At 41.7% G+C, this 14,299-nt stretch carries 12 protein-coding genes; 4 read left to right on the top strand and 8 right to left on the bottom strand.

Annotated features, from left to right (window positions below):
* Positions 1 to 240: 240 nt before the first annotated feature.
* From ACM0OY_RS30800 to ACM0OY_RS30785, 4 genes are all read right to left on the bottom strand, one after another.
* On the bottom strand, positions 241 to 570 hold the full coding sequence (locus ACM0OY_RS30800; RefSeq protein ID WP_414572570.1) for a DUF3082 domain-containing protein: 330 nt from the start codon (positions 568 to 570) through the stop codon (positions 241 to 243).
* Between the two features lie 203 nt (positions 571 to 773).
* Positions 774 to 1,727 carry a 4-(cytidine 5'-diphospho)-2-C-methyl-D-erythritol kinase gene (gene ispE, locus ACM0OY_RS30795; protein ID WP_414572569.1) on the bottom strand — a complete coding sequence of 318 codons (954 nt, stop codon included), beginning with the start codon at positions 1,725 to 1,727 and terminating at the stop codon, positions 774 to 776.
* Positions 1,728 to 1,895: 168 nt separating this feature from the next.
* Positions 1,896 to 2,720 carry a 16S rRNA (adenine(1518)-N(6)/adenine(1519)-N(6))-dimethyltransferase RsmA gene (rsmA, locus tag ACM0OY_RS30790; protein WP_414572568.1) on the bottom strand — a complete coding sequence of 275 codons (825 nt, stop codon included), beginning with the start codon at positions 2,718 to 2,720 and terminating at the stop codon, positions 1,896 to 1,898.
* A gap of 226 nt (positions 2,721 to 2,946) precedes the next feature.
* A complete protein-coding gene (locus ACM0OY_RS30785) occupies positions 2,947 to 4,077 on the bottom strand; it encodes an ABC transporter ATP-binding protein (RefSeq protein ID WP_414572567.1) in 1,131 nt (376 codons plus the stop codon).
* Between the two features lie 226 nt (positions 4,078 to 4,303).
* Here ACM0OY_RS30785 and mrdA point away from each other — a divergent pair, with 226 nt between their 5' ends.
* On the top strand, positions 4,304 to 6,136 hold the full coding sequence (gene mrdA, locus ACM0OY_RS30780; protein WP_414572566.1) for a penicillin-binding protein 2: 1,833 nt from the start codon (positions 4,304 to 4,306) through the stop codon (positions 6,134 to 6,136).
* Between the two features lie 258 nt (positions 6,137 to 6,394).
* On the opposite strand, the gene ACM0OY_RS30775 is transcribed toward mrdA, so the two are convergent.
* Positions 6,395 to 7,195 (bottom strand): D-alanyl-D-alanine carboxypeptidase family protein, encoded by an 801-nt coding sequence (locus ACM0OY_RS30775; RefSeq protein ID WP_414572571.1) that lies wholly within the window; start codon positions 7,193 to 7,195, stop codon positions 6,395 to 6,397.
* Between the two features lie 102 nt (positions 7,196 to 7,297).
* Here ACM0OY_RS30775 and ACM0OY_RS30770 point away from each other — a divergent pair, with 102 nt between their 5' ends.
* Positions 7,298 to 8,215, top strand: coding sequence for an AEC family transporter (locus tag ACM0OY_RS30770; RefSeq protein ID WP_414572565.1), 918 nt, complete (start codon positions 7,298 to 7,300; stop codon positions 8,213 to 8,215).
* A gap of 160 nt (positions 8,216 to 8,375) precedes the next feature.
* On the opposite strand, the gene ACM0OY_RS30765 is transcribed toward ACM0OY_RS30770, so the two are convergent.
* The gene (locus ACM0OY_RS30765; RefSeq protein ID WP_414572564.1) at positions 8,376 to 8,897 is read right to left on the bottom strand and encodes a phosphoribosyltransferase; all 522 of its coding nucleotides are present in this window, start codon (positions 8,895 to 8,897) and stop codon (positions 8,376 to 8,378) included.
* 80 nt (positions 8,898 to 8,977) lie between these two features.
* On the opposite strand from ACM0OY_RS30765, the gene ACM0OY_RS30760 reads away from it, so the two are divergent.
* Positions 8,978 to 10,429 carry an MFS transporter gene (locus ACM0OY_RS30760; protein WP_414572563.1) on the top strand — a complete coding sequence of 484 codons (1,452 nt, stop codon included), beginning with the start codon at positions 8,978 to 8,980 and terminating at the stop codon, positions 10,427 to 10,429.
* Positions 10,430 to 10,838: 409 nt separating this feature from the next.
* Here the strand turns inward: ACM0OY_RS30760 and ACM0OY_RS30755 are convergent, their stop codons facing one another.
* Positions 10,839 to 11,075, bottom strand: a complete 237-nt coding sequence (locus ACM0OY_RS30755) for a hypothetical protein (RefSeq protein ID WP_414572562.1) — start codon at positions 11,073 to 11,075, stop codon at positions 10,839 to 10,841.
* A 514-nt stretch (positions 11,076 to 11,589) separates the two neighbouring features.
* Positions 11,590 to 11,934 (bottom strand): hypothetical protein, encoded by a 345-nt coding sequence (locus ACM0OY_RS30750; protein WP_414572561.1) that lies wholly within the window; start codon positions 11,932 to 11,934, stop codon positions 11,590 to 11,592.
* A 551-nt stretch (positions 11,935 to 12,485) separates the two neighbouring features.
* Here ACM0OY_RS30750 and ACM0OY_RS30745 point away from each other — a divergent pair.
* On the top strand, positions 12,486 to 14,171 hold the full coding sequence (locus ACM0OY_RS30745; protein WP_414572560.1) for a M14 family metallopeptidase: 1,686 nt from the start codon (positions 12,486 to 12,488) through the stop codon (positions 14,169 to 14,171).
* Positions 14,172 to 14,299: the final 128 nt, after the last annotated feature.

Raw genomic sequence — 14,299 nt, 5'->3', positions numbered from 1 at the left:
TAACTCAGCCCTGCTGGGTCATTTTGCATAGCTTAGTCTAAACTCCAGTATTAAAGTAGGCTATCAAAATACATGTCATTTTTCTCGCCAGTTTCGTCAACACCACGGTCTTTCTCCAAAAACTTGGAGAAAACAACAACAACTTCTTGAGTCTTCTAAAAGTATGAAGCTACAATTAATCAAAAATCGTGGTTCCTTGGAAAAAGTTGCCTCTTTAGGTTATTGACAAAAAGCAAATTATTAGTTTTCGCTACTTTTTGGTTTCTTCAATTGCTGGACTAATAATTGCACTGTCAAAGCTAACAAGCCAATTGCTACTATACCAAATATGCCACTTCCTAAAGCAACTACACCAACAACCAAGGTGCGAACAGCAGAGGTAATTTTTATTACCAATGGATTAATTGAATGGACAGGTTTGCTAGCAAAACTTGTGGCGATCGCAATCATTAGAGAATACAGTGCAAATGCCATTCCTCCAGAAATTACAGACCCAATTATGGAGCGTAACGGACTCCCTGTCATCTCTACTTGAGCATCTGTTTTTGGGGTTAGATTTTGGTCAGTCATACAATTTTAGATTTTAGATTTTGGCTACGCTCACTCGAACGATTTTGGATTGGGTATTGGGTAGAGGGTATAGGGTATTGGACATTGGGGATGTGGGAGGTGTGGGAAGATGGAAAAAAATCTTTCCCCCTTCTTTCCCCACACTACCGACACTTCCCAATCTCCTCATTTCTGTATCTCCCCCATTTTCTACTCACCATTTTTTAAACTGAAGATACTACCTGAATACCATGTGTAATTGTCCGAGTCACGAACAATTCTAAATCTTCATCCGAAATTGCTTCTCTGACATGCAGCTTAACTTGTTCTGCTTGCTGTTCAGACTCAAAAAGGGCAAATACTGTCGGTCCAGAACCAGACATCATTGTTCCTAAAACGCCTTGTTGATTTGCTAAGAGTTCTCGGAGTTGCAATACTTGGGGATAGGCTGGTAATACTACACGCTCTAAATCATTGTGCAATTTTTGGGCAATCTTTCCTGCGTCTCGCTCAAAGATCGCTTTTACTATTTCTCCTGAGTGGACTGCACTAGCGCGTGCTACTAAATCGTTAGTATCCCTCATATAAGAATTAGCAAATTCCTGGCGATAGGTTTTGTAAGCCCAAGCGGTGGAAACTTCTAAGCTGCGATATTTTGCCAATAGTATATATATGTTATCCAAACTTGGTAATGGAGAAAGTTGCTCTCCTCTACCTGTGGCGATCGCTGTTCCACCTGACACACAAAATGGCACATCTGAACCGAGTGTAGCTCCCAGTTCCTCTAATTCTGTCTGAGTTAGTCCCAATTTCCACAGTAAATCTATCCCCTCTAACACAGCTGCGGCATTTGTCGAACCCCCAGCTAACCCAGCAGCTACGGGAATTTGCTTATTGATGCTAATCTCTACACCCCCATATTTAGCAAAGGCTTCAGGAAATTGCCTCGTCATGAGTTCTGCTGCTTTGTATGCTAAATTACTCTTATCTGTCGGTACTTGTGGGTGGTTGCAGTGGACACGAATGATGTTATTGCTTGTAGATACGACATCAATCCGGTCTGCAAGGGCAATACTTTGGAGTATCATTGCTAACTCGTGATAGCCATCAGGGCGATCGCCAATGATTTCCAAATACAAATTGATTTTAGCAGGGGCAATTAAGCTATAGGAATGCATTTTGAAAGTTAGGAGTTAGGAGTTAGGAGTAGAGACGCGATTAATCGCGTCTGTACAAGAGTTAGGAGTAGAGATGCGATTAATCGCGTCTGTACAAGAGTTGGGAGTGCGTGAATTTTGTTTGAGTTTTAAATCTAGGTGACGATTTGGTAGTTTCCTATTAACTTCTCACTCCTCACTTTTAATTCCCAATTCATTTGCCAGAGTTACCCATTGCTGAACGCTGAGGTCTTCGGCTCTAGCTTGGGGATTTATTTTTAATTGTTCCAGTAATTGGGTTAGGCGATCGCGTTCTACAGCTGATTGCAAATTATTTCGTAACATTTTGCGCTTAGCAGCAAATCCCAACTTGACCAAATTCTCGAACCGCTTTGGGTCAACTGCTGGTATCTCTATTTTTCTGGGACGCAATCGTACAACTGCTGAATCGACTTTTGGCGGTGGATGGAATGCAGCGGCTGGGACTGTGCAAATTAACTCACACTCAGCTAAATATTGTACCCGCAAGCTCAACGCCCCAAAGGCTTTTGACCCTGGTTGAGCGTACAATCTTTCTGCTACTTCTTTTTGTACCAGCAGGACTATCGATTCAAATGGTTCGGGGTTGGGGTTAGCGATCGTACCGAGTAGTTTCTCGATAATTGGACCTGTAATATTGTAGGGGATATTGGCTACTACTTTATTTTGCTTTTGGAAATTAGGAAATGCTACTAATTGGGATGGTAGATCTAGGGTAAGAAAATCTCCTTGCAGGAGTAGAAAATTTTCTCTCTTACCTAGTTGCTTTGCCAATAGTTCGCATAAGTCGCGGTCTATTTCAACTGCAAGTAAAGATTGTACTAAAGGTAGTAAACGACGAGTGAGAATACCTGTGCCTGGGCCGATTTCCAGGATGCCATCGCTCTCTGTACACTGTGCTGCTTTAATAATTGCGTCGAGTGCTTTTTCACTTTTAAGCCAATGCTGAGCAAAGACCTTGCGCGGTCGGATCATTTATATTTCTTACCTGGTATAGTTTTCAGATTTTTGGAAAGATGTGTTTGTTAGTTTTTTATCGAGAAGAATTCAGTACGAAGCAAGCTTGCATAGAATTAGTGACCGAATTAATCAAATTAAATCGGAATTACCAAAAATATTATCAAAGAAATTTAAAGGTTATGAAATTTATCAGAATCTGTATCTTAGCTTTTTTTGTCGTCCTCTTAGGAACAAAGAACAACTAATTACTTAATATTGCTAAACAATCGGTTTCTGCCCACCAAGCATAAATTGGTGTATCACGATCTGGTAAATTACCAAAAGTATTAGGTTGTAATACATTAATTTTGACACCATTTGTTAATTCCACAATGTAATTAACGTGTGTGCCCAAATACATAACATTAACTAGCCGACCTTCAAAACAGTTTGTTGGTAAATTGGGTGGATAAAGTGAAAGCTGTATTTTTTCTGGGCGTACACTTACAGCCACTGGTTGTGATAATTGAGTTGGTGTATCTTCAGCACGGGCGATGATAATTGAGAGTCCTGTTTTTGTCAAAATTTGCACATCAGAAGAGTTGACCGCTAGGATTTCACCACTAAATAAATTAGTATCGCCAATAAAATCAGCAACAAAAGATGTTTGGGGACGTTCGTAAATTTGACTGGGAGTACCAATTTGCTCTATTTTGCCTTGATTCATCACAGCAATGCGATCGCTCAAGGAAAGTGCTTCTTCTTGGTCGTGTGTCACCATCACAAATGTCAAACCCAAGTCTTTGTGTAAATTTGATAACTCCAGTTGCATTTCCTTACGCAGTTTTAAATCTAACGCGCCTAAAGGTTCATCTAATAAGACGACGGCGGGACGGTTGACTAAAGCTCTAGCCAAAGCAACGCGTTGCTGTTGACCTCCAGAAAGTTGATTGGGAAAGCGCGATCGCAAACTTTCCATTTTTACTAGTTTTAAAGCTTCTTGGACTCTACTTTCAATTACTGCTTTACGTAATTTTTTTAACCGCAGTCCGAAAGCGATGTTATCCCACACATTCAAATGGTTAAATAAAGCGTAACTTTGAAATACAGTATTGACTGGTCGGCGGTAAGGGGGCACATTAGTCATAGATTGGCCCTGAATCAACACCTTACCAGTGTCAGCCATTTCAAAGCCAGCAATTAAGCGCAGTGTTGTTGTTTTTCCACAACCGGAGGGGCCTAAAATACTAAAAAATTCCCCCTGTTTAACTTCCAAGTCTATTCCGTGTACTGCTGGTTCTTGATTAAAAAACTTGAACACATTACGCAGTTCAACGTCAAGTGGGTGAAAAGCTGCGATCCCCCTCTGATTCTGCATCACAGTTTGAGCCATAATCCTTAGTAGAATGCCGTGATTTTACCTGATTTGGTCAATTTATCTACTCTATTGGGCAGACTAGTAAAGACGCGATTAATCGCGTCTTTACCTTGACACTTTGGTTTATTGTATCCGCCAAAAACAATATGTTCATAAATATACCCGCCTAATTCTTTAGCACGCAGTACTGGCTATCCTAAATATTTACAGATAATCTTAATCTTCAAATACTCTTTGTCTTATGACCTTATTAAAACCATCTCCATTTGGTGGCAAAAAAAATACACGTACAGTCGGACGCGGTGTCCAGCCGATATTTTTCATCGTATTTACTCTGTTGATGGTGACGGGAATCAGCGCTCGTTTAGCATATTTGCAAATTGTTGAAGGAGGGAATCATCGCAAACGAGCAGAAGCAAATCGGATTCGTATGATTCCCAAACAACCGGAACGAGGTAATATTTTTGACCGCAACGGCAAACTTTTAGCTAGTACTCGCTATCCTCGCTCTGTATATTTGTGGCCGATGGCACATACTAAACCCTCGTGGCCAGTTGTGGCTCGGCGGCTATCTCAAGTTCTTGAAGTTCCCCAAGAAGAGATGGAAAAGAAACTAGAAGAGGCTGGTGCTAACTCTTCTTCACTGATTCGGATTGCTCGTGACTTGAACGAAGCACAAATTACGGCATTAAAAGAGTATGAAAGCGAACTCAAAGACGTAGAAATTTCTACGGAAGCGGTTCGCTACTACCCCCACGGCAAACAAATAGCGCATGTATTAGGCTATACACGTGAACTAACCCCCGAACAGTTAAAAGAAAAGAAGCAGCAAGGCTATAGATTGGGTGATGTCATCGGTCAAATGGGAGTTGAAAAGGCCTATGAGAAAATGCTTCGGGGTGAATGGGGAGGTCAACAGGTAGAAGTCGATGGTGCTGGTCGGCCGCTGCGTGTTTTAGGTGAGAAACAAGCCAAAGCTGGTAATGATTTGCACTTGACCATAGATTTAGAGATGCAAAAGATGGCAGAAAAAGCTTTAGGCGATCGCAATGGAGCGATCGTGGCGCTAGATCCCAGGAATGGTGCGGTTTTAGCAATGGTATCTCACCCTACCTTTGACCCCAATATTTTCTCGAAGCAAAAACTCACCCAAAAAGATTGGGAAAGTGTTCAAGGTCTAGAACATCCCTTGGTAAATCGTGCCCTCAGCGCCTTTCCACCTGCTAGTACGTTCAAAATAGTTACCACCACTGCTGGTCTAGAATCGGGAAAATTTTCTCCTAGCACAGTCCTACAAACCTACGGTTCCTTAAACATTGGTGGTACGCGTTTTGGTGAATGGAACCATGCAGGATTCGGCCCATTGGGTTTTGTCGGAGCATTACAGTGGAGTAGTGATACATTCTTTTATCAAATTGGTCGCGGAGTTGGCGGCCCGACTTTAATTGAATGGACTCACAAATATGGATTTGGTAAAAAAACTGGCTTTGAATTTGCAAACGAAGAAACACCAGGTTTAGTGCCAGATGAAGCATGGAAACAGAAAGCATGGAAGATGCCTTGGACTGTAGGTGACAGCATCAATATGTCAATTGGTCAAGGTGCTTTACAAACAACACCTTTGCAAGTCGCCATTATGTTTTCCGTGCCTGCTAACGGTGGTTACCGAGTCCAGCCGCATTTGCTTAAAGATAATGAAGAAGCAAAAAGCTGGCGAGAGTCTTTAAATATGAAGCCCACAACCTTAAGTGTCCTGCGTCAAGGACTGCGGAAAGTAGTAGCTGAAGGCACGGGTAAAGCTTTGAACAAACCAACAGTTCCTCCAGTAGCTGGTAAGAGTGGTACCGCCGAAGCATGGAAGAATCATGTTAAACAAAATCACGCTTGGTTTGGTGCTTATGCTCCCGCAGAGCGGCCAGAAATCGTGATTGTCGCATTTGCTGAACATTCCGGTGGTGGTGGTGGTAGCGTTGCCGCGCCAATGATTTTACAAATCATGGAAGAATATTTTTATCGAAAGTATCCAGGTAAATATCAAAAACCAGAAAGTGAAAATCCGGTAAAGAGCCGATGAAACTAATACCAATTCTGTGTGAAAATGCGCCATATATGAGAAACGAACCGCAAAGGACGCATAGACGCGGAGCGGCTTCCCGCAGGGTAGGGCGCAAAGAAAGAAACAAATAAGAAGTTAAAAAATTTGGCGCAGCCTCACAAAGAAATGGTATGAGGATGGGGCACAAGAGGGTTCTAGTCTAAAGTCCAGAATAAAAGTAAATCGGAAAATGGAGGATAAAAAAACGCTCATTCGGCTTTGAGCGTAGATAAACTTTTATTTAGCCACCTGAGCGGGTTTCAAATTTCGGGCTTTGTAGAATGTTTCTAAACTATCGCGATCGCCTACGAAACGCCAGTGCCAAGGTTCATAACTCACACCTTGAACATTATTTTTGGCAAAGGACATTTCAAAGCCAAAACGCGCCGCATTTGTTTGTAGCCACTGATAAGCTTTGGTCTTTTCAAAGTTAGTTTCGAGATTAGTTGCTGGTGCTGCACCGTCTCCAATATCTACAGCATAACCTGTGTGATGTTCGCTATGACCGGGAGGAGCGCTGAGGGCAGCTCGTACTGCTGGTGTTTGATTTCGCTGGGCACTAAGACCAAAAAACAATTGCTCTTGGTCTTTAACCGAGCGAAACGCAGAAATTGGCACCAAAATTACATTTGCGCTCCGCGCTGTTGCTACCATCTCCTGAAATTTTTGGGCAGCAGATTTTCGCATTCTCATGCCCCTATTTCCGGAAATGGTTACTAGTTCTGATTCAGGGGCTTGTGAATATGCCAGATGCCCCAATAGTGTATTGTTGGAATTATTAGATACTGTGGGAGTTGGAGGAGCAGAACTAGCTGGTGAAGGTTCAGAATTGGCAGTTTTTCTCGGCGTAGTGAGGAAAAACAAAAAACCGCTAATTAAAGCCAGCAGGAAAAATCCTGCTACTCCCCCAATCAGCAAAATTCGGGGCTGCAACCACACCTTAGGTGTTGCAACAGGAGTATCGCGTATAGCCACTGGAATATCATCAGGGTCGTGTGATGAATTTTGCAGTTTTTTAGAAAACCCAGCTTTCTTCAAGGGAAAACTCCTGTTTTGTGGGATAGCCATAACAGATTTTGCACTGGACAAAAGGTATACGTAGCAGGTAGCATTTTACATTGGTGGTTCTTAGGTGCAATTTTGACAAACCTTTTAGAACTATACGTCAAGCTGGGAGGATTGATACTGGTAGGTTTTATTTTGGGACGCAAACTACCTGTAACAGTTCCTACCCATTTAGGACAGTTTCTGTATTGGGTGGGAGTACCCATAAGCATAGTATCTTTTTTGCGTCAATCCAGCTTGTCGGCGCAGATTTGGATTGCACCTGCGATCGCTTACCTAGCCATTCTACTCGGTGCTTTTTTAGCTTGGGTAGGCATTAAAGCGCAAACCTATTTTAGAAATTCTGTTCCCCAAGCACCAACTCAAGGTAGCTTACTTCTATCGGCAATGATGGGTAACACAGGCTTGCTGGGTTTTCCCATCAGCTTAGCAATGGTAGGTAAGGAATACTTTGCTTGGGCGTTATTTTACGATTTGTTGGGTTCGTTCCCAGCAACTTATGGGTTAGGCGTATTACTAGCAGCACATTTTGGCAGTAATGCCCAGAATCATTGGCAAACTTTTAGAGCTGTCTTAATTAATCCTAGTCTGTGGAGTTTTGGATTTGGCTTGCTATTTCGACAGGTAATAATTCCCACATCGGTAGAGTTGTGGCTAGATAAATTGGCTTGGAGTATCCTAACTTTATCTTTGGTGCTAATTGGAATGCGACTAGCACTGATTAAATCTTGGCGCAGCTTACCGCAAGCAAGCATGAGTGTAGGAATCAAAATGCTACTAGTTCCCTTAATCTTGGGCAGTATCTTACCCCTATTTGGATTAACGGGTTCCACAGCAAAAGCGATCGTGCTGCAAATAGCCATGCCTCCAGCTTTTGGCACACTAGTAATTGCTGAGACATTCAATCTCGATCGCGATTTAACTGTAACTGCCTTAGCTGCCGGGTCTATATTATTGCTCGTTACTCTACCGATTTGGCTGTGGTTGTTTTGATTTTGAGAATACTCACTGTTGACGGGTTGCAATATGTAGTTTGGCAAAAGTGGAAAACAGCTAGAAACTGGTTAATATGCATCTGGACATTCATAACACACTTGAGTTACTTTTGCCAAATGTAATAAAAATTATGTGTTAATTTTTATATCCTAAGTATTTACCAACAGGCTTGACTGACCTTAGCCGCAAGTTCTCCGATGTTCATATTCTCGTAGTGTTCAAAGGGTTGGTGAATCCAGGGGTTATCGGGTAGGTAATCAACGTAGTAATCAGGTGCTATAACTGAACAGCCTTTATACCACAGTACGGCTGTGCGAATTTCTTTAATGGCGAAATCTGTATTTTGTTTCAGCCAAGGAATAGTTTGCTGGAGTGTAATTCCAGAGTCTACTAAGTCATCAACTAAAAGAATGTGGGAACCTAACTTTTCATTGGTCATCGTCAAGTGGCGCGAGAAAATTAAATTACTTCTTTCTTGCTTGCCAGGGCCACTGTAAGATGAGGTTGCTAAGATTGCCAGGGGTTGATCGTATATGCGCGAAAGAATATCTCCAACCCGTAGTCCTCCTCTGGCAAGACAAATAATTTGGTTAAATTGCCAACCGGATTGATAAATGTGAATGGCCAGTTGTTCAATTTTTTGGTGATAATCTGACCAAGAAACATAAAGATCTGGCATAGGTCTTAGGGAAGTGATGGATAAGATTGATAGCTAGTATTGAAAACAAATTCCTTATTTTAGTATGAGTGCAAAGTTTTATGAACGATTCTGCCGCTGATGGTGATGCCCAAGAAATACCTAAAAATGAAAAACTAAACCTGAGTACTAAAATTGCTTTCGGTGCTGGAGATTTGGGAACAGCGATCGCGGCGATGATTGGGATTACTTATCTGTCACCTTTCCTCACAGATGTCGCTGGTTTAGATCCCAACTTAGCCGGACGAACCCAGCTGGTAGGTAAAGTCTGGGATGCAGTCAACGATCCGATGGTTGGGGTATTGAGCGATCGCACTCAAAGTAGTCAAGGAAGGCGGTATCCTTGGATGATTTGGGGATCAATTCCCTTTGGAATTTTCTTCTTTTTGCAGTGGATTGTTCCGCAATTCAGCACTCAAGAAAGCGTGAATCAGTGGGGATTGTTTTGGTATTACACTGCTGTTTCTATTTTATTTAATGCTTTCTATACAATCGTCAATTTACCATATACGGCGCTCACCGCAGAACTAACTCAAGACTACGACGAACGCACTAGTCTAACGAGCTTCCGCTTTTTCTTTTCTATTGGCGGTAGCATTTTCGCCATACTTCTTTTTTTAGTTATCTCAATATTAATTCCCAACAACAGACAACTACAATATGTAGTTTTGGGGGGCATCTGTGCAGCTGTGTCTGTTTTGCCTTTATATTGGTGTGTTTGGGGAACAAAAAAACGCGCTCAAGCCGTAGCAAAGTTACACCCACAAACTGAGCAACAAGTCTCTATTCCCTTATGGCAACAACTCAAAATTGTTTTTACTAATCGCCCTTTCTTGTTTGTAGTAGGCATCTACCTTTGTTCTTGGTTGAGTTTTCAATTGTCAGCTGGTATTATTCCTTACTTTGTAACTAGTTGGATGCGGCTACCACAATGGCACGTTAGCCTGGTGCTGTTGACGGTACAAGGAACCGCTATGTCTATGCTGTTTGTTTGGAGTGCCATCAGTAAGCGTTTTGGCAAACAAGCTGTGTACTACATGGGGATGAGTATCTGGATTATTGCCCAAGTTGGACTTTTTTTCTTGCAACCTGGTCAAATCATCCTTATGTACATTTTTGCAATGATGGCAGGTTTCGGTGTCTCCACCGCTTATCTTGTTCCCTGGTCAATGCTACCTGATGTAATTGAATTGGATGAACTCAAAACTGGACAGCGGCGAGAGGGCATTTTTTACAGTTTTATGGTGTTTCTCCAGAAAATCTGTTTAGGATTTGCAGTTTATCTAGTTTTAGAAAAATTAGGTGCAGCTGGATATATTAAACCCACACCAGATACCCTGATACCAATTCAACCAAATACTGTCTTAGATGTAATTCGCAATTTTATTGGACCCATCCCAGCGATCGCTTTAATATTGGGTTTAGTTTTAACGTATTTTTACCCGATTACCCGCGAAATGCACGCAGAAATTATGCTGAAGCTCAAAGAACGGCAAGAAAACACGGGGAGTTAACAATTCAAAATTCAAAATTCACGCATTAAAGAGATTTTCAGACAAAGAGGAGTGCGGTCTTGGGGTCTCCCCAAGAGGAGCAACTCCGGAGGATTTCAACCCCGACTGAAACTGGGACTAAGTATAGACGTAGCGCAAAGTCGAGCCACTGCGTCCCTGTCGCCTTGCGTCGGAAAGCAAGTGGCGTTGAGCTAAGGCTTCCTTAGATCAGAACTTTGTAACAGAGGGGTCTTAAACCCTTTGACCTACATAAAAAAACGCGGCGATCTGCGTGGTAAGGCTATGGAAAATCTCTCGATCCATATCCCCACTCTCTATTTTCAAACTAGAGAACATACGGAGAAAGGCAAAAAAGAATTTTATCGGATGGAGTTTTTCTCCATCCAAAAGTTAAAAAACAATAGCTAATTTAAATCACAACTTCTTCGCGTTGACAATCAAAAACAACCATGAAAGAAGCGTTTGGAATCTCCTGGCGTAGGTGCTGTATATAACCATCTGCGTCAGAACGACTACGGAAACGAGCAACAATTTCCCGTTGGGCATCAGGAAGCAAACGAGCTATGGCCCAAGAATTTAGGCGCTCTTTGTAGGCAATACCCTGATTGCCTGACTTGGAAACTTTGTATTCAGTATTTTCTGGCATAATTATCTTTTCCGTATGAAGTTTCATGAAGGGCGTTAATTAGTTTCTAGGTAGGAATGCACTAACGCTTTTTTTTTTAAGCTGCTGCCACCTTGTTATTCGATTATTTATGAATTGTCAACACTGAGAGCAATATTTGAGACAAACTAAATTTTAAATTCCAAGTATTTATGACGTTCCAAACCTGAATTTACAACAGTTTCCAAAATAAAACAATACCAAGCTAAAAGGAAAAACGAGTATTAATGGGTAATTCAAATCGATACACGTAAATAAAATCTGTATCAATAGTGAAATTATCGAATAAATGCCAAAGTTAAGAACCCCGACTTATAAACAGTCGGGGTTCTTGTTGTTTCAGAATAATTAATAACTGCTATATAGCAATCCGATTTGATTTGGAGAAATCACTTATGTGGTGCGTGAAGAGCGATAGACAGGCAATAGGCAATAGTAAAACAGATAGGTCAACGTGTACTAACTTTTTTCACGCAATCAAATACTAGTCTTATACCTATTTATCTAGTAGCGATTCAAATTCAGCTTGTAAAGCAGTTATATCCGCCAACCTTGTGACTAATAAATTATCTTTACCAGCATTACTTAAAGATATTTTCCAATAACGAATACTGTCTGAGTTATTCAACCAAAACTTAATAACTGTATCTACAACACGATCCATATTCCAACCTCGCTGTGGCGGAACTGATTCTACAGATTTGAGAAATGTATCGAGCGTACAAGTATGCATTCCCAAATATTCTACGCCTTGGCGGGATGATTGTTGCCAAATGTGTTGTTCGTGATTAAAAAACTGTAAAAGTGGAGATACTCCTACAATATCAAAAGTGTATTTCATACCCATCCTCCCAGTTTCTAATTACTACAGTAAAAATTGTTATTCCTAAAATAATGTCTGATAAATACCTCAGCCATCTAGAAAAAGTGTAATTTCTGCCTATATCGTAGGTATTAAAAGAGAGTTCAGAACTCAGAATGCAATCAGCGAGGGACTTAAACTGGCTTATTAATTCAGTATTCGCACAGGATTCAATTGGATAACTCTGGCGAATGATTGCTGAATTCTTTGTTATGAAGTTTTAGTTAGAAGTTAGCACTTGCAAGCTTAGAGTGCTAAATTAGATTTAATTGTTAGACCTGTTATTAATAAGTTTCAGGCATAAATTTCCAGATTATATATATTTTTAATATTTATTTAATAAATTCGCTTAGGAAATTGCATAAATTAAATTATCCAATTTTGAGAGTGAAGACCACTACCAAATTCTTCCTCCTCAGCTTCCTCTGCCTCAAAGCACTCAGCACTTTCAACGATCGCACCTTTTTAGTCACTCTTGGGCAAGTGATATTGTAGATTTATGATCGACGGGTGCATAGTGAGGTTTAGTTATGCCAGATGTTCGATTTGATAAATACTACCGTTACCAAGACCTAACAGACATTCTCCACGGTTATGCTGAGGAATTTCCGCAATTAGTACGCATCGAAAGCATCGGCAAGAGTTACGAACAACGTGACATCTGGCTATTAACAGTTACTAACTTCGCCACTGGTTTAGATGTAGAAAAACCTGCCCTCTGGGTTGATGGCAACATCCACGCCACTGAACTGGCACCGTCGAGTGTTTGCTTATATTTTTTGCAAACGTTAGTTACAGCCTACGGTACTCACCCAGAAATTACCCGTTGTTTGGACACCCGCACTTTCTACATTTGTCCCCGTGTTAACCCTGATGGTGCTGAGTTGGCGTTAGCTGACAAGCCAAAATTTATTCGCTCCAGCACCCGTCCCTATCCCCATGATGAGGAACCCAATGACGGGTTAGTGATGTCAGACATTGATGGCGATGGTCGGATTTTGCTAATGCGAATTCCTGATGCTAATGGCGCTTGGAAAGTTTGCCCCAGCGAACCACGCTTGTTGATACGGCGTGAACCAACAGAAACAGGTGGTCAGTATTATCGTTTACTACCAGAAGGACTAATAGAGAATTATGACGGAGTTCAGATTCAGATTCAGCCCACTAAAGAAGGATTAGACTTAAACCGAAATTTTCCATCTTTGTGGCGGCAAGAATTTGAGCAACCGGGGGCTGGTTCTTATCCAACATCGGAAACAGAGGTGCGATCGCTCGTCCAGTTTATCACCACACATGGGAATATTACGGGGGCGATCGCTTTTCATACCTTCAGTGGTGTCCTCATCCGTCCTTACACCCACCTGGGCGATGATGAATTCCCGGTTAATGACCTCCGCACCTACCAACGCATTGGCGAAAAAGGTACTGAACTCACCCAATACCCAGCCATTTCTGCTTTTCATGAATTTCGTTATGACCCTAAAGACGTAATTACAGGTACATTTGACGACTGGGCTTATGAATATCAAGGTTTATTTGCTTGGACAGTAGAGGTTTGGAGTCCCCAGCGCCAAGCCGGAATTACTGATTACAAATACATCGATTGGCGGCAAGAACACCCTGTAGAAGATGACCTAAAACTGCTGCGCTGGAACGATGAAAAACTTGCAGGTAAAGGCTACATAGATTGGTATCCTTTCGACCACCCCCAACTCGGTCAGATTGAGTTGGGCGGTTGGGATACAATGTACGCTTGGACAAATCCACCTCCAGAATTTCTAGAAAAGGAAATAGCCCTGTTCCCTGAGTGGCTAGTGTGGCATTTGCTGATTTCCCCCCGTTTAGAAATTTATGAAGCCAGCGTTCACAGCTTGGGTAATGATACTTATCGGGTACGACTAGTTATACATAATACAGGCTGGTTACCTACGTACATCACCCAAAAAGCTTTAGATAAAAAATTGGTACGAGGTTGTATCTGTGAAATTGAATTGCCTGCTGATGCAACATTGGTAATAGGTAAGCCCCATGAAGAGTTAGGTCAATTAGAAGGACGTGCCTACAAGTCTTCAGCACCTGGTAGACGACAAAGCGATCGCACCAGCGATCGCACCAAGGTGGAATGGTTGGTACGTGCTGCCCAAGGTAGCACAGTTAAATTGCTAGCTCGTCATGAGCGTGCCGGAGTTGCTCGTATCGAATTGACATTGGCGTGATTTGACACTTACTAATGTCCCACAGTACTTTTCTGTTGAGGCAAGAGACGCGATAAATCGCCGTCTCTACAATTACCAATCCTTTGTAGAGACGGCAATTTATCGCGTCTTTGTAATCCATGCCTAAT

This window comes from Nostoc sp. CCY 9925 (assembly GCF_963920935.1).
GTDB lineage: Bacteria > Cyanobacteriota > Cyanobacteriia > Cyanobacteriales > Nostocaceae > Nostoc.
Note: the sequence above shows the minus strand (reverse complement) of the source record. Positions and strands in the feature narration are given on the sequence as shown.

What these genes read in the sequence shown, in the direction of transcription:
- ACM0OY_RS30745 (WP_414572560.1), top strand. Translation starts at nt 12,486, where the DNA reads ATGCCAGATGTTCGATTTGATAAATACTACCGTTACCAAGACCTAACA.
- ACM0OY_RS30800 (WP_414572570.1), bottom strand. Translation starts at nt 570, where the DNA reads ATGACTGACCAAAATCTAACCCCAAAAACAGATGCTCAAGTAGAGATG.
- ACM0OY_RS30750 (WP_414572561.1), bottom strand. Translation starts at nt 11,934, where the DNA reads ATGAAATACACTTTTGATATTGTAGGAGTATCTCCACTTTTACAGTTT.
- rsmA (WP_414572568.1), bottom strand. Translation starts at nt 2,720, where the DNA reads ATGATCCGACCGCGCAAGGTCTTTGCTCAGCATTGGCTTAAAAGTGAA.
- mrdA (WP_414572566.1), top strand. Translation starts at nt 4,304, where the DNA reads ATGACCTTATTAAAACCATCTCCATTTGGTGGCAAAAAAAATACACGT.
- ACM0OY_RS30785 (WP_414572567.1), bottom strand. Translation starts at nt 4,077, where the DNA reads ATGGCTCAAACTGTGATGCAGAATCAGAGGGGGATCGCAGCTTTTCAC.
- ACM0OY_RS30755 (WP_414572562.1), bottom strand. Translation starts at nt 11,075, where the DNA reads ATGCCAGAAAATACTGAATACAAAGTTTCCAAGTCAGGCAATCAGGGT.
- ispE (WP_414572569.1), bottom strand. Translation starts at nt 1,727, where the DNA reads ATGCATTCCTATAGCTTAATTGCCCCTGCTAAAATCAATTTGTATTTG.
- ACM0OY_RS30760 (WP_414572563.1), top strand. Translation starts at nt 8,978, where the DNA reads ATGAACGATTCTGCCGCTGATGGTGATGCCCAAGAAATACCTAAAAAT.
- ACM0OY_RS30765 (WP_414572564.1), bottom strand. Translation starts at nt 8,897, where the DNA reads ATGCCAGATCTTTATGTTTCTTGGTCAGATTATCACCAAAAAATTGAA.